Source organism: Pseudoalteromonas sp. C8 (assembly GCF_011378685.1).
GTDB classification, from domain to species: Bacteria; Pseudomonadota; Gammaproteobacteria; order Enterobacterales; family Alteromonadaceae; genus Pseudoalteromonas; species Pseudoalteromonas arctica.
In genome coordinates, this window is sequence record NZ_WTKT01000059.1 from 1 (window position 1) to 665 (window position 665).

Here is a 665-nt window from a genome sequence, read left to right on the forward strand (position 1 = left end):
TGCCTGTGGCAGTGGCTTCGTTGCCTGCGGCATCGCTCACACTGGCGCTCACTGTAAAGGTGCCTTCAGCCAGTACTTGCGTGGCTGCTACGCTCCATGTGCCATTAACCCCTAATGTGGTCGTTACGGTATGAGTAATATTATTACTGTCGGTGATTTCAACGCTCACGGTGCTGCCTTGTGGCGCATTCGCTGTGCCGGTGATCGTAGGTGTTGTGTCATCAGTCACGGTTACATCATTTACGGCAATATTAGGAATGGTCGTATCCACTACGCCATTTTCTGTTGCTGTACTTGTATTGCCGCTTCCATCTGTAACACTCGCTTCAACTTCATAACTGCCTTCAGCTAAGTCAACAGGAGCTTCAACACTCCAGATACCGTCTGTAACAGTTGTTTGTACCGTGTTTGTTATGTCATTACTGTCCGTGAAACTGACGGTGATAATAGTGCCATTTGCTGCACTGCTGGTACCGCTCACATTCGGCGTTGTATCATTTGTATCCATTAATGCATCGATATTAATACTCGGTGCATTGGTATCCAATGTTGCGCCCTCACTTAACGTGGTGGTGTTGCCTGCACTGTCGCTTACGCTTGCTTCGATAGTGAGTGGACCATCAGTCAGTGCGTTCGGTACATCTGCTGACCAGCTGCCATCGGCT

The 665-nt window shown here is 49.0% G+C and carries 1 protein-coding gene; it reads right to left on the minus strand.

The features are described 5' to 3' along the window. On the minus strand, window positions 1–665 hold a 665-nt coding region (locus GQR39_RS20025), incomplete at both ends, for an Ig-like domain-containing protein (protein WP_206007914.1).